Below are 19,134 nucleotides of genomic sequence, written 5' to 3' on the forward strand. Positions count from 1 at the left end.
TATGATTAAAAATTCACTATTAGCTTTCATAGCTATTTTTTTGGGTATAACAACTTCTTTTGCTCAAGACTTAGAGAAAAAATGGATCTCTCAATCTATCACAAATAATTTTGATAATATAGAATTTAACAAAGGAGAGTTTACCTTTAGTAAAGATAACAACCAAAACATTAAAGGAGACTACATGTACCAAAATAATTTATTGGTATGCTATTTTAATGATTCTTTAAGCTCTATTAAACGTTACAAAATCTCTCAACTTACAGATTCTACATTAGTATTTAAGGACAAAAACGTAACATATAAATATAAGTCTGCTCCTACTGTTTTAGACAATAATGTTGCCGAAGCCACTACGCCAAGTCCAAGCAAAGGCACAATTATACCTAGTCAAGGTTTTTCTATAAGTAGCCTTTGGAGAGGAGTTTTAGGTATGGTTTCTCTTATTTTTGTTGCCTTTTTATTTAGTAGTAACAGAAAAGGCATAAACTGGAAAACCGTTGGATTAGGTCTACTTTTTCAGCTTGTAATTGCAATTGGAGTATTAAAAGTTGGATTTGTAAAAACTACTTTCGAGTTTATAGGAAAAGGCTTTATAGAAATATTAAGCTATACACAAGCAGGAAGCGAGTTCCTATTTGGTGGCATGCTAGATGTCAATTCTTTTGGTTTTATTTTCGCTTTCCAAGTGTTGCCAACTATAATATTCTTTTCTGCATTAACATCAGTACTATTTTACTTAGGAATAATTCAAAAAGTAGTAAAACTAATGGGTTTATTACTAACCAAAGTGCTTGGAATTTCTGGAGCTGAAAGCTTAAGTGTAGCAGGAAATATTTTCTTAGGTCAAACCGAAGCACCTCTTTTAATTAAAGCTTATTTAGAAAAAATGAATAAGTCTGAAATTCTACTTGTTATGATTGGAGGAATGGCAACAGTAGCAGGAGCTGTATTGGCAGCTTACATTGGTTTTTTAGGAGGTGAAGATGAAATCTTACAGCTTTTTTATGCAAAACACTTACTAGCTGCATCTGTAATGGCGGCACCTGGAGCAATAGTAATTTCAAAAATATTATTTCCTCAAACCGAAGAGGTTAACACAGATGTAAAAGTTTCTCAAGAAAAAATAGGTTCTAATATTCTTGAAGCCATAGCAAACGGAACTACAGAAGGTTTAAGACTTGCTGTAAATGTTGGTGCTATGCTTTTAGTTTTTGTTGCGTTTATTGCAATGGTAAATGGTATTTTGGGAGGTGTTGCTAGTTTTGATGGCTTTACAATAGCTGCATTAAATATAGATTGGCATTTTACTTCTTTAAACGAAATTATTGCTGCAAACACACCTTACAACAGCTTATCTTTAGAGTTTATATTAGGTTATATTTTTGCACCATTAATGTGGTTACTAGGTGTTGCAAAAGAAGATATGGCTTTAATGGGACAGCTATTAGGTATAAAATTAGCTGCAAGTGAATTTATAGGATATATACAATTAGCAGAATTAAAAAATGTAGCAAACGCAACACATTTAACTTACGAAAAATCTATAATTATGGCAACTTATATGCTTTGTGGATTTGCTAATTTTGCTTCTATTGGTATCCAAATTGGAGGTATTGGTTCTTTAGCTCCTGGGCAGCGTAAACAATTATCTAAATTTGGTATTAAAGCCTTAATCGGCGGAACAATTGCATCATTAATTTCTGCAACTATTGCAGGCATGATAATAGGCTAGAAAACGTTATTATATATGAAAAACATACTTTTTATCTTATTAGCTTTCGCTTCTGTAAATTTAGCAGTTGCTCAAAAAAATACTGAAATTGAGTTTACAAAAGACAAAGAAGTTATTGTTAACAATACAAAATTAAGTAAAGAATCTTCTTTTCAAGATATTAAAGAATTATTGGGAGAACCTACAATTTATAAAAACTTTCGATCCGGAAAAATTAATTATCATTATGAAAATTTAGGTATTGCTTTCCACACAATTAATAATAAGCTTGTTTTTTTTGGAATAAATTTTAATTGGGATGGAGACGAATCATTTCCAGAAAAAGAATATAATGGTACATTTAAAATTGATGATTTATCTATAAATAAAGAATCAAAAAAGTCTATAATAGATACTATTAAAATTGTAGAATTAAAATGTATAGTTCCTAGTTTATGTGTTTCTAATCCTGAAATTGAAAAAACACCAATAATTATTGGTTTTAATAACAGTTTAATTACTCAAATTGGTTTTGAATTTCACTAATTTATAGTTAATAACTTTTAATATATATAAAAGCTTCTCTATTTACAGTTGAAGCTTTTTTTATACTTTTAAACCATAAAAAATAATGTTTAATTAAATTAAACTCCTATTCTCAAGGTAAATATACATGAAACAATATCACGAATTAGTAAAGCACGTTTTAGATAACGGTAACGAAAAAGGAGATAGAACAGGAACTGGAACAAAAAGTGTTTTTGGTTACCAATTACGTTTCGATTTAAGCGAAGGTTTTCCAATGGTGACTACTAAGAAACTACATTTAAAATCTATTATTTACGAGTTACTTTGGTTTTTAAAAGGAGATACCAATATTAATTATCTAACTCAAAATGGTGTAAAAATATGGAATTCTTGGGCAGATAAAAATGGAGATTTAGGTCCTGTATATGGGCACCAATGGAGAAACTGGAATAGCGATGAAGTAGACCAAATTACAGAAGTTATTGAAACACTTAAAAACAACCCAAATAGTAGAAGAATGCTTGTTTCTGCTTGGAATCCTTCTGTTTTACCAGATACTTCAAAATCTTTCGATGAAAATGTAGCCAATGGAAAGGCAGCATTACCTCCTTGCCATGCCTTTTTTCAGTTTTATGTAGCAAATGGAAAATTATCTTGCCAATTATACCAACGTAGTGCAGATATTTTTCTTGGCGTTCCTTTTAACATTGCCTCTTACGCGTTATTTACCATGATGATGGCACAAGTTTGTGGTTACGAAGCTGGAGAATTTATTCATACATTTGGAGATGCACATATTTACAACAATCATGTAGAACAATTAGAATTACAATTGTCTAGAGAGTGTAGACCATTACCTAAAATGAAACTTAATCCTGAGATTAAAAACATCTTCGATTTTAAATTCGAAGATTTCACATTAGAAGATTATAATCCGCATCCTCATATAAAAGGAGCAGTTGCAGTATAAAACTTAAAAAAAGAGCTTCTAAATAGAAGCTCTTTTTTTATTCTTTTAATTATAAATTTATAACACTATTCTCGTCTGCAGCGTAATCATTCCACGCAAAAGCATCGGCTTGATCTTCATTTTTCCACTGTCCATCTACCAAGTATCTAAACTCGTAAGATTTATCTTTTTCTAAATTAACAGTACCTTTAAAAGTTCCGTTCTTTAGTTTCTTTAATGCAGTAGCTTCTGTATTCCATTCGTTAAAATTTCCTACAACCTTAACTTCATTTGCACCTTCTGCAGGTACAGTAAAGGTTACTTTACATACTGGTTTAGATTTTAAAAATTGTTTTGTAATAGCCATAATATTAATATTTTAAAGTTCAAAATTATACAACAATAACATAGTAACAAACTCTTTAATATAGATTTAATAAAGAATTATTACTTTAGTAAAATTCGATATCATTTATTTAGAATAGCAAAATAAAAACACCTTATTTTTAATAATGCTATAGTTAAAATAAAAACATAAATTACTGACTATCAAACTAAAACGATTTCGTTTTAAATAAAAAATAAAAATTCACAATATTACTTTAACTTTACATTATAAATTAAAATTACATGTTCGGAAAAAAGAAATCAAAACCACAAATAGACCAAGAGCAATTAGCTTTAATAGAGAATGCACAACGCCGTATAAAACAAAAAAAAGGTTTATATGCTCACTTTGTTATTTTTCTAATTGGTGCAGTATTTTTAATTCTTGCCAATACTGTTTTAAATATAGGTAAGGATTTTAAAATCTTTAATTTAGACTGGTTTGTAATTGCAATTTCTGCATGGTTATTTTTCTTTTTATATCATGCTTTTAACGTATTTATTACAAATAAATTTATGGGTAAAGAATGGGAAAAAGCACAAATAGAAAAATTAGTAGCCAAACAACAAGATAAAATTGAAGCACTTAAAAGCACAATTATTCAACCTGAAAAAGTAACAACAAAAAATCCAGATGCAGTAAAACCGCATAAAAATTTAACTATGATTGTTGCTGCTGGAGAAAACAACGAAATAGGAAAAAACAACGACCTTATTTGGCATTTACGTGATGACCTTAAAAGATTTAAGGCACTCACTTCTGGCCACTACATTATAATGGGCCGTAAAACTTTCGAAAGTTTTCCTAAGCCATTACCAAACAGAACTCATGTTGTTATTTCTAGACAAAAAGACTATCAAGTTCCTGCCGGAGTTTTATTAGTAAATTCTATTGAAGATGCAATAGACGCTTCAAAAAGCGACAATCAACCTTTTATAATTGGTGGAGGCGAAATTTATAAACAAGCCATGCCTTTTGCTTCAAAAATCGAATTAACACGTGTACATTCTACTTTTGATGCAGATACTTTTTTTCCAGAAATTAACATGAATAATTGGAAAGAAACTGCTAATGAAATACACGCCCAAGATGAAAATCATGACTATGCTTTTTCATTTATAACTTTTGAAAGAAAATAGTTTAATAAACAGGATATAATGGTAAAAAAATATGTATCTAAAGTTTCTTACGGATTATTAACTCTTGTATTTCTAACGTTTTTTACTCCATTAATTCTTATTATAATTAAAAATGAAATAAATACAGAAATTATATTAACAACTATATTTATAATTATAATTTTTGGATTTATAACTCATATGTTTTTAAAAACCGAATACATAATTGACGAGAATAACTTAAAAATTAAATGTGGCTTTTTTTCTTATAAACCTATTGATATTTATACTATAAAGGAAATAACAAAGTCTAATAATATTATTTCATCTCCAGCTGCTTCTTTCGATAGGATTGAAATAAAATATGAGAAATTTGAAGAAATTATAATATCACCAAAAAATAAGATGGAGTTTGCAAAACATTTAACAAGTATAAATCCTAAAATTAAAAATAATATTACAGAGCAATAATTTATTTAAAATATTAACTATTAGCATTATACTTTAATTACAGTCCAATTAAAAATAACTTTTAGTTCCATCAATTTTCCCTAATTTCGCAACATGGTAAAAGACATTCAGCTTCGCTTAACTTTAAAAGATGAAGAACGTAGCGATATTTTAGTTTTAAAAGCGGCTCAATATTTAAATATTCCTAAAAATGATATTACAGGAATAAAAATATTACGTAAATCTATAGACGCAAGAAAACCAAAGATTATTTTAAATTATAAATTATCGGTTTACATTAAAGAAGCCTTACCAGAAACATCAAAATATCAATTTAACTATAAAGATGTCTCAAAGGCTAAACCAGTACATATTATTGGATTTGGTCCTGCTGGAATGTATGCTGCATTACGCTGTATTGAGTTAGGCTTTAAACCAATTGTTTTAGAACGAGGTAAAAATGTACAAGATCGTAGGCGCGATTTAAAAGCCATAAATCAAGATCATTTTGTAAACGAAGATTCCAATTATTGCTTTGGAGAAGGCGGTGCAGGAACCTATAGTGATGGCAAATTATACACTAGAAGTTTAAAACGAGGTGATGTAAGAAAAATATTTGAAAATTTAGTTTTTCATGGTGCTACAGATCAAATTCTGGTAGATGCACATCCACATATTGGCACAAACAAACTACCTAAAGTAGTACAAAATATAAGAGAGACTATAATTAATTTTGGTGGAGAAGTTCATTTTGAAACTCGTGTAACAGATTTTAATATTAAAAACAATAAAATAGAATCTATACTCCTAAAAAATGGAAATGAAATACCTACAGAACGTGTTATTTTAGCAACAGGACATTCGGCCAGAGATATTTTCTACTTATTAAATAATAAAAAAGTTGCTTTGCAAGCTAAATCTTTTGCTATGGGAGTTCGTGTAGAGCATCCACAGCATATAATCGACTCTATTCAATACCATTGTTCTGGCGAGCGCCATGAGTTATTACCAGCAGCGTCTTACAGTTTAGTACAACAAGTTAAAGATCGTGGTGTGTACTCTTTTTGTATGTGTCCAGGCGGCTTTATTGTGCCTGCTGCTACTGCCAATGGAGAAGTAGTTGTAAATGGTATGTCGCCATCAAGACGTAATAATCAATTTGCAAATTCCGGTATTGTGGTAGAAATTAATGTAGATAAGGACATTCCAAAATACGAAAAATTTGGAGCGTTAAAAGGCTTAGAATATCAAAAAAACTTAGAACGTATTGCTTTTACTTCTGGCGGGAGAACGCAAGTTGCACCAGCACAACGATTAACCGATTTTGTTGAAGGTAATTTATCAAACTCATTAAACAATACATCTTATCAACCAGGTTTAAATAGTGCACCTTTACACTCTTTATTACCAAAAATAATTGGAGGTAGATTACGAAAGGGTTTTGAAGCTTTTGGCAGAAAAATGAAAGGTTACTACACCGAAGAAGCTAATATTATTGGAGTAGAATCTAGAACCTCATCACCAGTAAATATTCCAAGAAATGAAACTTTAGAACATCCTGAAATTTCCAATTTATTTCCATGTGGAGAAGGTGGCGGATATGCTGGAGGCATTATTAGTGCAGCAATGGATGGCGAACGTTGCGCTGAAGCGGCTGTGGTAGGCTTATAAATATTTAACCCTAATCTCTTTATTGAAAATAATAACTACAAATTTTTTAAAGATTTTATTCCTATTTTTGCATTACAAAATTAAACTAATGAAAGCATATATATTTCCAGGTCAAGGCGCTCAATTCTCAGGAATGGGCTTAGACTTATACGAAAACTCACCAGAAGCACAACATTTATTTGAAGATGCTAACGAAATTTTAGGTTTCAATATTACAGACATAATGTTTGAAGGTACTGCTGAAGCTTTAAAAGAAACTAAAGTTACACAACCAGCCATATTTTTACATTCTGTAATCTTAGCAAAAACTTTAGGTGAAAATTTTAAACCAGATATGGTTGCTGGTCATTCTCTTGGAGAATTTTCTGCACTTGTTGCTAACGGAGCTTTAACTTTTGAAGACGGTTTACGTTTAGTTTCGCAACGTGCTATAGCTATGCAAAAAGCCTGCGAAATACAACCAAGCACTATGGCTGCAGTTTTAGGGTTAGAAGATGCTTTAGTTGAAAAAATTTGCGCAGATACAGAAGGTATTGTTGTTGCAGCAAATTACAATTGCCCAGGACAGTTAGTAATTTCTGGAGAAATTGATGCCATAAACAAAGCTTGTGAAAATATGAAAGAAGCTGGAGCAAGACGCGCATTGGTACTACCTGTTGGAGGAGCTTTTCATTCTCCAATGATGGAGCCTGCTAGAGAGGAGTTAGCTGCTGCAATAGAGAATACAACCTTTAGCAAACCTAATTGCCCAATATACCAAAACGTAACAGCTAATGCTGTAATTAATGAAGCAGAGATTAAAGCAAATTTAATTTCGCAATTAACTGCTCCTGTACGTTGGACACAATCTGTAGAGCAAATGATTAAAGATGGAGCTACTCTATTTACAGAAGTAGGACCAGGAAAAGTTTTACAAGGTTTAGTTAAAAAAATAAACCGAGCAGCAGAGACTACTTCTGCAACAATAGAAAGCGCTTCTTAATATGAAAAAAAACAGAACGCTATTTATTATTTTAATTATAATATTTAATATTGCTTTAGACCAGATTTCTAAATTTTGGATTAGAGCCAATGTAACTCCAGGTAGTCAATCTGAAATTTTAGGTGATTATTTTACACTTCATAATGTTGAAAACTCAGGTGCATTTTTAGGACTAGGAAGTGATTTTAGTCCTATACTAAAAATAGTATTACTTAATGTTTTACCTATAATTGTATTAACATTGGTCTTATTCCATATATTTAGAGATAAAACATTAGATAAATTCTCTCTTATAGGATTCTGCTGTATTATTGGTGGAGGTATTGCAAATTTGTATGATCGTGTTGTTTACGGACACGTAACAGATTTCTGGCACATAGATTTAGGAGGTGTTTTTAGAACAGGTATTTTTAATCTAGCAGATGTGTCTGTTATGGTTGGAATGGGACTACTTATTCTAGGAAATTTCTCAAAGAAAAAAGCATAAAAAAAATCCCGATAGTTTTATCGGGATTTTTTTTTAATATGTTTATCTAGCTAACACACAATCTTCACAATCTTTTACTTCTCCATAATACGTTTCTCTGTATTTGTGTAAAGTTTTAATTGGAATACCTAAAAATTGCTTTTTTATGTAAGTCACCTTAGCAGTTAAAAGTCCCATTTTAGGAGTAAATCTGTTTTCTTGAATTGTTTCTCTTTTAATTTGTATCAGTTTCATAATATCTATTTCATTATAATACAAAGAAACCAAGATTATATGTTAAACACAAATTAAACACGTTAAGCCTTTGTTAATCAAACAATTAATATTATATCTATAATGATACTGTATTATAATTATTAGACTCGCAAACAGACAGAGCTATCTTTTAGAATATGATAATAGAAATTAAAGCGTTTTTTGCCATTTCCAAGCAGAAAGAATAGCTTCATCAAGTGTAAATTTTGCTTTCCAACCCAAAATTGTATTCGCCTTACTTGTATCGGCATAGGCAGACATAATATCTCCCTGTCTTCTTTCTACAATTTTATAGTTCAATTTTTGGTTAGCAACACGCTCAAAAGATTTAACAACTTCTAGTACAGTACTTCCTTTTCCTGTTCCAAGATTAAATATTTCAAGATTACTTTTATTGCCTTTATTTAATAATCGTTGTATTGCGATTACATGAGCACTAGCAACATCTTCAACATGTATATAATCTCTAATACAAGTACCGTCTTTTGTTGGATAATTATTTCCAAATACCGACAATTGCTTACGCTTCCCTACTCCTGTTTGCATAATATAAGGTACAAGGTTTTGAGGTACTCCTGTAGGCAACTCTCCTATTTTTGCAGACTTATGCGCTCCTATTGGGTTAAAATAACGTAAAGCTATAGCATTAAATTTTTTATTAGCTTTACATATGTCTGCTATTATTGTTTCTCCTATTTGCTTGGTTTTTCCATACGGAGATTCGGCTTGTTTAATAGGAGATTCTTCGGTAATTGGCATAACATCTGCCTGCCCATATACTGTGCAAGACGAACTAAAGATAAAATTTATACTTTCCTTTTTATTTAATTCTTGTAAAAGACAAACCAAGGTATTTATATTATTTTCATAATATAATAATGGTTTTTCTACACTTTCGCCAACTGCTTTACTTGCAGCAAAATGAATTACATTAGAAATATCATCATGCTTCTGTAAAAACTCTTGAATTTTATTTTTCTCTTTTAAATCGAAATTTTCAAACTCTGGTTTTACACCAGTAATAGAGACAATTCCTTCTAATACTTTAAGTGTTGAGTTAGAAAGATTATCTATTATTACTACTTTAAAACCTGCTTCTTGTAAAGCAACTACAGTATGCGAACCAATATAACCTAATCCTCCTGTTACTAATATTTTTGGCATTATTCTAATACTTAAATCTTTTATTTTATCACCTCCTAATACCTGTGTAAGAAGAAAATTATACGCTATAGTTCTAACTTTTAGCTATTAAATGCCAAAATTTATAACTAAATATTTTAATTATCTATAAATTCTATAACAGTTTTTGTTATAAATTCTATTTGATCGTCTTCTAATTCTGTATGCATTGGTAATGAAATTACTTCTTTAACCAACTGGTTTGTAACTTTAAAATCGGCTTCATTATACCTAGAATCCATATAAGCCTTTTGCTTATGTAATGGTATTGGATAATATACACCACATGGAATACCCTTATCATTTAAATGTTGTACTAAAGCATCTCTATCTGCATCAATAATTTTTAAGGTATATTGATGGAACACATGGTCTCCAGAACGTTTTGGAATAATTATATGCTGGTTATCTTTAAACGCCTTATCATATTTGGCTGCAGCTTCTTTTCTTTTATTATTGTAAGTATCTAAATGTGGTAATTTAGCGTCTAAAACAGCGGCTTGAATAGAGTCTAATCGAGAATTTACACCTACTACATCATGATGATAACGCTTGTACATACCGTGGTTTACAATACCACGAAGTGTGTGGGCTAAATCATCATCGTTTGTAAAAATTGCTCCGCCATCTCCATAACATCCTAAGTTTTTAGATGGAAAAAACGAAGTTGATGCAACATGTCCAATAGTTCCAGACATATGTTTTTCTCCTTTACTATTGGTGTATTTTGCTCCAATAGCCTGTGCATTATCTTCTATTACGAATAAATTATTTTGTTTTGCAATTTCCATTATTGCATCCATGTTGGCACATTGCCCAAATAAATGAACAGGAACTATTGCTTTAGTTTTAGGTGTAATAGCACGCTTAACAGCTTCTATATCAATATTAAAATCGTCTGGATTAACATCTACTAAAACAGGAGTTAGATTTAAAAGTGCAATAACTTCTACTGTTGCTGCAAATGTAAAATCTGCAGTTATAACCTCATCTCCTGGTTTTAAACCAAGTCCCATCATTGCAATTTGCAGTGCATCTGTTCCATTTGCACAAGGTATAACATGTTTAACACCTAAGTAGTTTTCTAAATTTTTTTGAAACTCATGAACTTTTGGTCCATTTACAAAGGTTGTTGTTTCTAAAACTTCTTGAATAGAGTCATTAACCTCTTTTTTTATTTGGGTATATTGACCTTTTAAGTCAACCATTTGTATTTTTTTCATTTGAAATATTATCTAAGATTAAAATAAACATTAATAATGCTTATACCTATTGAATAGGTGAACGAATTTACAAAATTCGTAAATGCTAAACAATGAATTATGTATTTTAGCGCAAAGCATTTTTAAAATTGAATTTATTGTACTCTTTTGGAATATTTATTACTGGTTTAGTATTAAAAATTGTAGCACTTTTTAACACTAAAATAAAACTTGGTGTGCAAGGTCGTGCCAATACATTTTCTGCCCTAAAAACCAACATATTAAGTAACGATAAGACACTTTGGTTTCATTGTGCCTCCTTAGGCGAATATGAGCAAGGATTACCTGTTTTTTCTGAACTAAGAAAAAAATATTCTAAACATAAAATAGTTTTATCTTTTTTCTCTCCTTCTGGTTACGAAATTAGAAAAAATGCTCCTTTTGCAGATGTTGTAGTTTATCTTCCATTAGATAGTAAAGCAAATGCAAGAACATTTTTAAATATTGTAAATCCAGAATTAACCGTATTTGTTAAGTACGAAATATGGCCAAATTTTTTAAATGAGCTAAAAAAAAGAAATTTAAAAGCTATATTAATTTCTGCTTCTTTTAGAAAAAATCAATCCTTTTTTAAATGGTACGGTAAGCAAACAAGAAAAGCTCTATTTGCTTTCGAGCATATTTTTACTCAAAACGAAGTATCTAAAACACTTTTAAAAGATATTAATTATAACAATGTTACAGTTTCTGGAGACACTAGGTTTGATCGTGTTTCAAACCAATTAAAACAAGACAATACTTTAAATTTTATAGAGGAATTTAAAAATAATAATTTATGTGTAGTTATTGGTAGTTCTTGGCCTGAAGACGAAAGACTAATTATTAATTATATAAATACTTATTCTAATAAGAACATAAAATTTATTATTGCTCCACATAATATTAAGTCTACACAAATTGAAGAACTAAAGAATAACATTTCTAAATCTTCTATTCTTTTTTCTAAAAAGGAAAATAAATCTTTAGAAAATTATCAAGTCTTAATTTTAGATACTATTGGCTTATTAACTAAAGTGTATAGTTATGCAGATATTGCTTATGTAGGTGGAGCTTTAGGCACAACAGGATTGCACAATACTTTGGAAGCTGCAGTTTTTGGAGTTCCTATAATAATAGGTAATAACCATAAAAAATTCCCTGAAGCACAATCGATGATTGATAATAGAGGAATGATTTCAATATCTAACCAAGAAGAATTAAATAAAGCTTTAAATCTATTTATAACTAATCAAGCCTTAAGAACTGAATTTGGAACAAATAATTTTAAATTTATAGAAAAAAATAAAGGAGCGATAATCCAAATACTAGACTTTTTACGTATTTAATCTGAAGTTATTGCATTTAATAAGAAAATGTTAAAAAATATAAATTAAAAATGTTAAAATTAATTTGCAAAATAGTAATTTCACATCTAAATTAATTTAAAACTAAAAACCAATGAAAAAATTATTATTTAGCGCTGCTTTATTATTAGCACTTAGCGCAACGTTTACATCTTGTAGAGAAGAAGCTGAAAAAACTGGAGATGCATTAGAAAATGCAGCTGATGCAACTGGTGATGCTATTGAAAATGCAGCTGAAGAAACAAGTGAAGCAGCAGAAAGTGGGTTTGAAGCAGCAGGAGAAGCTATTGATAATGCAGTAGAAGAAACTGAAGAAGCTGGTGAGTCTATTAAAGAGGCTCTTGAAGAAGCAACTGATGACGACAAAAACTAATTAGAATACTAGATAGTTAAAAAGCTCAATCCTTTTGGATTGGGCTTTTTTTTTTACATTTAAAATTGGAAGATTTTTATAAGTATGATAATTTTAAAAAAACCAGTATCTTCATTGCTAATAAATTAGCATTAAAATGAAGCATATTGCAACCAAATATACAAGAAGAGATTTTACCAAACTTTCTGCATTAGGTTTAGCAAGTATTCCACTATTATCATTTACACCAACTCTAACTGTTGAAAATTTTAATGCTCCTAAAGAGTTAGATATACATTTATTTTCTAAACACTTACAATTTTTAGATTACGATAACATGTCTGCAGCTGCTGCAAATATGGGATTTAATGGTTTAGATCTTACCGTAAGACGAAAAGGACATGTACTTCCTGAAAATGTTATTTCAGATTTACCTAAAGCTGTAAAAGCTATGAAAAAACATGGGCTTAAGCCAAAAATGCTATCGACAAATGTTTGGGATGCTAACAACGTTGAAAATAAGAAAGTACTAAAAACAGCTAGTGAGCAAGGCTTCACACATTATCGTACAGATTGGTTAAAATATCCTGAAAACAAATCTATTACAGATAGTCAAGCCTTATTTGGAAAACAAGCAACAGAGCTAGAAATACTTAATAAAAAACTAGGACTTATAGGTGGTTATCAAAACCATGCAGGAAACCATGTTGGTGCACCAGTTTGGGATTTAATTCCTATTCTAGAAGCTACTAATGGTAAAAATATAGGTTGCCAATATGATATTAGACATGCAGTTGTAGAAGGTAGCCAAAGTTGGGAGCTTGGTTTTAAACGCATATTACCGTTTATTAACTCGATAGTATTAAAAGATTTTATCTGGAAAAAAGTAAATAATAATTGGAAACTTATTAATGTTCCTTTAGGAGAAGGCATGGTAGATTTTAAACGCTATTTTTCATTATTAAAAAAATACAATGTAAATGTACCAGTATCTTTACACGCAGAATATGATTTAGGTGGTGCAGAAAAAGGAAGTTATACAATTAAAATAGATAAAAAAGAAGTGTTTAACTATTTAGAAAAAGACTTAATTTTTATTAAAGAGACTTGGAAAAACGTTAAATAGTTTTAAAAAAACTTATTTATTAAAATTATAAAGCTTCAGAATAAATCTGAAGCTTTTATATTTTGCTTTAGTCAGAAATGTTTCTTTTTAGCGATTCTTTAAAAAAATCAATTACTTTATGTTTCATTCCTTCTTGCGTGTTACAATATAGAAATACAATACATATACTAAAACAAGTATTTTATTAAAATACTATGCTATATTAACTAAAAGTTATGCCAATGTTTATTATATGTTACTAGACTAAATTTATACTCTATTATTAAATACAGAAAGGAGAATAGCTTTACAACTATTCTCCTCTCCAACCATCAACTAACTAACCAAAAAATATATCTTTTTTTTATTATTCCATTTCTATTATACCAACAACTTCATAAGCTCTAGTACCATCTACCTGTACTTTTTCATATAATATATTTGCATATTCGTAAAACGTTTCATCGTTTATAACAACCTTTTCATAATCGTCTGGCAACTCGTAAACAATTGTTCCAACTTCTGGATCTACAACTTCATATTGGTTGTCTACTTGAATATAAAATATACCATGAGCATTGTAATAATTATAATTATTAAAACGAACTCTTTTATAGTTTACAGGTAAAGTTTTAATTCTAAAACCAACCTTTGGAGCTATTACAATATAACGACCTCTAGATTGTGTGTAATACTTATTATTAGCATAGTAATAATTTTGTCCTCTATGTGTAACAACCGTTCTGTTTGGTACATTTCTAACCGAAACCACTTTACGTTTAGGCGTTTTATAAGTTACTTTTGTACTTGGTACACGCTTAGCAACTGTACGTTTAGTTGTTGTAGTGGTTCTGGTTGTAGTTGAAACTTTTCTACTATTATTATTTGTTGTTGTTCTTCTTGTTTGTGCTTCTGCTTGAGTTGCAAATGCTACCAGTAATACTGCTGGTAGTATGTATGCTTTTATAAACGTTTTCATAATTTAAAGGTTTAAAATTCAACTTTATTTTACTATTAATACTAAGACGTTTATTAGTATTAATAGTTTAAAAGTATTTGAAATATTTCTGTTAAAAAATGAAAATAGACCGTTAGCTAAATTGTATCTACTAAATCGATAATTTTATAGATGAGATATTTTTGAAGAGACCAAATCTTAGTAAATTAATGCAGAGAATTATTATTAATATACTCTAAAAACTTAGGCTTATATTGCTCTGAAACCGTTATACGTTGGTCATTAATTATAATCTGACTACGCTCTATAACATCTATATTTTTAAGTGAAATTATAAACGAACGGTGTACACGCATAAACTGTGTTTCTGGTAATTCTTGCTCTAAAGATTTTAAACTCATTAACGTTAAAATAGCTTTTGGGTTATCTTTCAACCAGATTTTAATGTAGTCTTTTAACCCTTCAAAATATAAAACATCTGCTAACTTTACACGCAATTGTTTGTATTCCGATTTTACAAAAAGAAATTCTTTTTCTTCAGAAACTATAGGTTCTCTCTTGCCTTTCAACAACTCAAACCAAGTGTTAGCCTTGTTTGCCGAAGTTAAAAACTCTGCATAATCAAAAGGCTTTAATAAATAATCTATGGCTTCTACTTTAAAACCTTCTAACGCATAATGATCGAAAGCTGTAGTGAAAATAACACGTGTTTCTTTTGGTAACATTTTAGAAAATTCAATACCAGATAAATCTGGCATTTGTATGTCTAAAAACAATAAATCTACAGGATTATTTTTTATAAACTCCATAGCTTCAATTGCGCTACTACACTTTCGTTTTAAATCTAAAAAAGGTGTTTTTTCCACATAACTTTCTACTAAATTTAAAGCCATAGGCTCATCGTCTACAATAACACAAGATATTTTTAGGTTGCTCATAATTTAATTGGTTTCAATTTCTAATTGTGCTACAAAACGCGATTCTTTTACAAAGGTTTTAAAACTGTTTTTGTTTGGATACAACAATTCTAATCGTTTTTTAATATTTGGAAGTCCTATTCCTGATCCACTTTTATCTTCGGTTTTCTTCGGAAAGTTATGATTTTCGATAGTAAATAAAACCGTTTGATTATCGCAAGTCATATTAATATCAATTGTACTTGCTTTACTAGCGGAAACACCATGTTTAAAAGCGTTTTCAATTAATGAAATAAATAATAAAGGTGCAATTTTAATTCCCGTTTCAGCTGAAGGAAAACTATAATTAACAACTGTTTTGTCAGATACACGAAGCTTCATAAGCTCGATATATTTTTTCATAAAATCTATTTCCTTAGTTAAAGCTATAGATTCTTCGCTTGTTTCATATAACATATAACGCATCAATTTGCTTAAACTATGTATTGATGTTTTAGCTTGATCTGGAGAAATATCTACCATCGCATAAATATTATTCAAAGAATTGAAAAAGAAATGTGGCTGTAGTTGATAATGCAAATGTTGTAATTCTGACTGTAATTTAAAATTAGCAGCTTCCTTACGTTCGGCTTCTGTTTGTACCCAACGTTTTGTTGTTTTTACTGCTATTGAAAATAATAATGGTGCCATATAAGATACCATTTGAACGTATATAAACATTTTAAAAGGTGGACCAGAACTACTATTATTTGCTCGTTTTTTTACTATATCTTGAAAAAAAGTATTCTCAACTGTTTCTTTAAAATAAATAAATAAGGCAATGCAAATTAAATTAATACCAACAAACCAAACTGTTTTTTTTGTGAATAGAAATTTATCTATTAGTACAAAGTAATTTAAATAAAACAATACAGCAGATAAGACCAACGGAATCCAAAAATGAATAACTACTCTATTAATATCTTGCTCTTGACCGTACGACAATAAGTAAGGCATACTAAACAATACAAACCAAACTAAAATGTGTGAGAGTATTGTTATATTTTTATTTTTAATCATTTTTAATTCGATGTATTAATCCCAACTATTTTTGGTTGAAAGTGCATATTTACCTGCTCCAGTAAAAAACAACACTAAGGCACCAAAAGCATATAATAAAATAAGTTCTATTTCAAGTCCACCACTTTTAGATAAAGCGAATAAATTATCGGAATGTGCAAGAAACATAGCTGCTATCATACCAAAGAAAAAAGCTAGTGATGCTAGGCGTGTTCTAAACCCAATTAAAATAAGTATTGGTGCAATTATCTCTGTTACATAAACACCATAAGCCATAAATTCTGGCAATCCAATTCCGGACAGCATACCTTTAATACCATCAAGATGACTTAATTTAGCCACACCATGAAATAGCATTAATGCTGCAACCGTAATTCTTAAAACTAAATATCCTATATCACTATTTTTTTTCATTTTCATTTTCTTTAATTTGTTATTTATATTACTCGTAACGTAATGCAGTTATTGGATCTAAAGCTGAAGCTTTTCTTGCAGGATACCATCCAAAAAAGATACCTGTTACCGCACAAACAGCAAACGAAATCACTATAGAATACAACGCAACACTTGTAGGCCAATTTAAGAATTTTTCGATAAATACTGTGGCTCCGAGTCCTAAGATTACACCAAGCAATCCACCAGTAATACTTATTAATATAGCTTCGATTAAAAACTGCATTAAAATATCTGACCCTTTACCACCAACTGCCATACGCAAACCAATTTCTTTAGTACGTTCTTTTACAGAAACATACATAATATTCATAATTCCTATTCCTCCAATTAATAACGAAATACTTGCTACTGCAACTAATAATACAGTTAACATTTCGCTAGTAGAACTAAAGGTGGAAATTAATTCTTCCATAGAACGCACTGTAAAATCATCGTCTTCTGAGTCTAATAATTTATGTTGTTCTCTCAAAATTTCTGTAACCTGAATTACAGCATCGGCAGCATCATCTTCACTAATTGCAGATGCCATAACCTGATTAAGATAATCTATTGCCAAAATACGTTTTTGCACTGTAGTATAAGGCGCAATAACAACATCATCTTGATCTTGACCAAACGTATTTTCTCCTTTTTCTTCTAAAACACCAATTACTTTAAACGGAATGTTATTAAAACGAATCATTTGCCCAACAGGTTGCTGTCCATCAGGAAATATATTATCTACAACGGTTTGTCCTATAACTGCTACTTTTGAAGCCGATTGCACATCTGCATCTGTAAACATACTTCCGCTTTGTAAATCCACTACTTTAATATCTAGATATTCTGGATTAACACCATAAATTGTAGAAGGCCAGTTGTTAGAGCCATTAATAACTTGTCCTCCACCATTTACAACAGGTGTAACATAGCTTAGCAAATTGGCTTGCTCTTTAATTAATTGATAATTTTGAAGTGTTAAAGTTTGTACATCTCCTCCACTACCTCTAGCTGGACCTCTATCGTCTGCTCCTGGTCTTATGGTAATCATATTTGAACCCATATTTGAAATAGTAGAACGGATACTTTCTTTAGAACCTTCTCCAATAGCTAACATAGCAATTACAGACGCTACACCAATGATGATGCCTAACATAGTCAGTAAGGTTCTCATTTTATTAAGGACAATTGCTTTAAAAGCAATTTTTATTAAATTTAATAGTCTCATAATTAATCGTCTTGTTTAGGCAGTTTTGCTAATTGCTCTGCTGCAGATTGTATTTTATGATTTTTATAATCTTGCATGATATTTCCATCTTTTAAAACAATTGTTCTACTACTAAAAGTGGCAATATCTGGCTCGTGTGTTACAAAAGTTATGGTAATCCCTTTATGATTTAATTCTTGAAACAAGGACATAATTTCGTAAGACGTTCTTGTATCTAAGTTTCCTGTGGCTTCATCTGCCAAAATCATTACTGGATTATTTACCAACGATCTTGCAATAGCAACACGCTGTTGTTGTCCTCCTGAAAGCTGCGAAGGTGTATGATGCAAACGTTCTCCTAAACCAACCATTTCTAATGCTTTTATAGCACGTTCTCTACGTTCCTCAGTAGACACTTTACTGTTATATAACAATGGCAATTCTACGTTTTCAATTGCCGATGTTCTTGCTAATAAGTTATAAGATTGAAATATGAATCCTATTTTTTCGTTTCTTATTGTTGCTAATTCATTTCGGCTTAAAGCCTTAACACTTACTCCATCAATTTCATATTTTCCAGAGGTTGGTTGATCCAAACATCCTAAAATGTTAAGCATCGTACTTTTTCCAGAACCACTAGATCCCATTATGGTAACAAATTCGCCTTCTTTTATATTAAAAGAAATTCCTTTTAAGGCATGTACCGTTTCGGTTCCCATAGTAAACTGACGTTTTAAGTCTTCTATTTTAATAATATCTTTACTCATGGCTT

The 19,134-nt window shown here is 30.1% G+C and carries 21 protein-coding genes; 11 read left to right on the plus strand and 10 right to left on the minus strand.

Features of this window, described 5'->3' with window-relative positions; all coding sequences use genetic code 11:
* Position 1: 1 nt before the first annotated feature.
* From BWR22_RS13010 to BWR22_RS13020, 3 genes are all read left to right on the plus strand, one after another.
* On the plus strand, positions 2–1,735 hold the full coding sequence (locus BWR22_RS13010) for a NupC/NupG family nucleoside CNT transporter (protein ID WP_076734092.1): 1,734 nt from the start codon (positions 2–4) through the stop codon (positions 1,733–1,735).
* A gap of 15 nt (positions 1,736–1,750) precedes the next feature.
* Positions 1,751–2,260, plus strand: coding sequence for a DUF7738 domain-containing protein (locus tag BWR22_RS13015; protein ID WP_076734093.1), 510 nt, complete (start codon positions 1,751–1,753; stop codon positions 2,258–2,260).
* A 127-nt stretch (positions 2,261–2,387) separates the two neighbouring features.
* Positions 2,388–3,212 (plus strand): thymidylate synthase, encoded by an 825-nt coding sequence (locus tag BWR22_RS13020; protein WP_076734094.1) that lies wholly within the window; start codon positions 2,388–2,390, stop codon positions 3,210–3,212.
* A gap of 49 nt (positions 3,213–3,261) precedes the next feature.
* Here BWR22_RS13020 and BWR22_RS13025 read toward each other — a convergent pair whose 3' ends face one another.
* On the minus strand, positions 3,262–3,558 hold the full coding sequence (locus BWR22_RS13025) for an isoamylase early set domain-containing protein (protein ID WP_076734095.1): 297 nt from the start codon (positions 3,556–3,558) through the stop codon (positions 3,262–3,264).
* A 263-nt stretch (positions 3,559–3,821) separates the two neighbouring features.
* Between BWR22_RS13025 and BWR22_RS13030 the strand changes: the two genes are divergently transcribed.
* From BWR22_RS13030 to lspA, 5 genes are all read left to right on the plus strand, one after another.
* Positions 3,822–4,718, plus strand: coding sequence for a dihydrofolate reductase (locus BWR22_RS13030; protein WP_076734096.1), 897 nt, complete (start codon positions 3,822–3,824; stop codon positions 4,716–4,718).
* A gap of 18 nt (positions 4,719–4,736) precedes the next feature.
* Positions 4,737–5,168: a PH domain-containing protein gene (locus tag BWR22_RS13035; protein WP_076734097.1), complete on the plus strand. Its 432-nt coding sequence runs from the start codon at positions 4,737–4,739 to the stop codon at positions 5,166–5,168.
* A gap of 93 nt (positions 5,169–5,261) precedes the next feature.
* Entirely contained in the window at positions 5,262–6,818 is a 1,557-nt protein-coding gene (locus BWR22_RS13040; RefSeq protein ID WP_076734098.1) for an NAD(P)/FAD-dependent oxidoreductase, read from the plus strand.
* Positions 6,819–6,906: 88 nt separating this feature from the next.
* Positions 6,907–7,800, plus strand: coding sequence for an ACP S-malonyltransferase (gene fabD, locus BWR22_RS13045; RefSeq protein WP_076734099.1), 894 nt, complete (start codon positions 6,907–6,909; stop codon positions 7,798–7,800).
* A 1-nt stretch (position 7,801) separates the two neighbouring features.
* Complete coding sequence (lspA, locus tag BWR22_RS13050) at positions 7,802–8,287, plus strand: signal peptidase II (protein ID WP_076734100.1); 486 nt, start codon at positions 7,802–7,804, stop codon at positions 8,285–8,287.
* 42 nt (positions 8,288–8,329) lie between these two features.
* Here lspA and BWR22_RS13055 read toward each other — a convergent pair whose 3' ends face one another.
* The 3 genes from BWR22_RS13055 to BWR22_RS13065 all read right to left on the minus strand — a co-directional run bounded on the left by BWR22_RS13055 (position 8,330) and on the right by BWR22_RS13065 (position 10,947).
* Positions 8,330–8,521, minus strand: coding sequence for a hypothetical protein (locus BWR22_RS13055; protein WP_076734101.1), 192 nt, complete (start codon positions 8,519–8,521; stop codon positions 8,330–8,332).
* A gap of 171 nt (positions 8,522–8,692) precedes the next feature.
* On the minus strand, positions 8,693–9,706 hold the full coding sequence (gene galE / locus BWR22_RS13060) for a UDP-glucose 4-epimerase GalE (RefSeq protein WP_076734102.1): 1,014 nt from the start codon (positions 9,704–9,706) through the stop codon (positions 8,693–8,695).
* A gap of 116 nt (positions 9,707–9,822) precedes the next feature.
* Positions 9,823–10,947, minus strand: a complete 1,125-nt coding sequence (locus BWR22_RS13065) for a DegT/DnrJ/EryC1/StrS family aminotransferase (RefSeq protein ID WP_076734103.1) — start codon at positions 10,945–10,947, stop codon at positions 9,823–9,825.
* Between the two features lie 137 nt (positions 10,948–11,084).
* Between BWR22_RS13065 and BWR22_RS13070 the strand changes: the two genes are divergently transcribed.
* From BWR22_RS13070 to BWR22_RS13080, 3 genes are all read left to right on the plus strand, one after another.
* A complete protein-coding gene (locus tag BWR22_RS13070) occupies positions 11,085–12,311 on the plus strand; it encodes a 3-deoxy-D-manno-octulosonic acid transferase (RefSeq protein WP_317042527.1) in 1,227 nt (408 codons plus the stop codon).
* Between the two features lie 112 nt (positions 12,312–12,423).
* The gene (locus BWR22_RS13075; protein ID WP_076734105.1) at positions 12,424–12,702 is read left to right on the plus strand and encodes a hypothetical protein; all 279 of its coding nucleotides are present in this window, start codon (positions 12,424–12,426) and stop codon (positions 12,700–12,702) included.
* A gap of 136 nt (positions 12,703–12,838) precedes the next feature.
* The gene (locus BWR22_RS13080; protein WP_083678310.1) at positions 12,839–13,807 is read left to right on the plus strand and encodes a sugar phosphate isomerase/epimerase family protein; all 969 of its coding nucleotides are present in this window, start codon (positions 12,839–12,841) and stop codon (positions 13,805–13,807) included.
* A gap of 346 nt (positions 13,808–14,153) precedes the next feature.
* Here the strand turns inward: BWR22_RS13080 and BWR22_RS13085 are convergent, their stop codons facing one another.
* The 6 genes from BWR22_RS13085 to BWR22_RS13110 form a co-directional block, all read right to left on the minus strand.
* Positions 14,154–14,765, minus strand: coding sequence for a DUF6515 family protein (locus BWR22_RS13085; RefSeq protein ID WP_076734106.1), 612 nt, complete (start codon positions 14,763–14,765; stop codon positions 14,154–14,156).
* Positions 14,766–14,950: 185 nt separating this feature from the next.
* On the minus strand, positions 14,951–15,682 hold the full coding sequence (locus tag BWR22_RS13090; protein ID WP_076734107.1) for a LytR/AlgR family response regulator transcription factor: 732 nt from the start codon (positions 15,680–15,682) through the stop codon (positions 14,951–14,953).
* Positions 15,683–15,685: 3 nt separating this feature from the next.
* Entirely contained in the window at positions 15,686–16,720 is a 1,035-nt protein-coding gene (locus tag BWR22_RS13095; RefSeq protein WP_083678311.1) for a sensor histidine kinase, read from the minus strand.
* Between the two features lie 15 nt (positions 16,721–16,735).
* Positions 16,736–17,134, minus strand: a complete 399-nt coding sequence (locus BWR22_RS13100; protein WP_198033381.1) for a DoxX family protein — start codon at positions 17,132–17,134, stop codon at positions 16,736–16,738.
* A 28-nt stretch (positions 17,135–17,162) separates the two neighbouring features.
* Complete coding sequence (locus tag BWR22_RS13105; RefSeq protein ID WP_076734109.1) at positions 17,163–18,383, minus strand: ABC transporter permease; 1,221 nt, start codon at positions 18,381–18,383, stop codon at positions 17,163–17,165.
* Between the two features lie 2 nt (positions 18,384–18,385).
* The gene (locus tag BWR22_RS13110; protein ID WP_076734110.1) at positions 18,386–19,129 is read right to left on the minus strand and encodes an ABC transporter ATP-binding protein; all 744 of its coding nucleotides are present in this window, start codon (positions 19,127–19,129) and stop codon (positions 18,386–18,388) included.
* Positions 19,130–19,134 lie beyond the last annotated feature (5 nt).

Origin of the sequence: Lacinutrix venerupis (assembly GCF_001971745.1) — a bacterium.
GTDB lineage: Bacteria > Bacteroidota > Bacteroidia > Flavobacteriales > Flavobacteriaceae > Lacinutrix > Lacinutrix venerupis.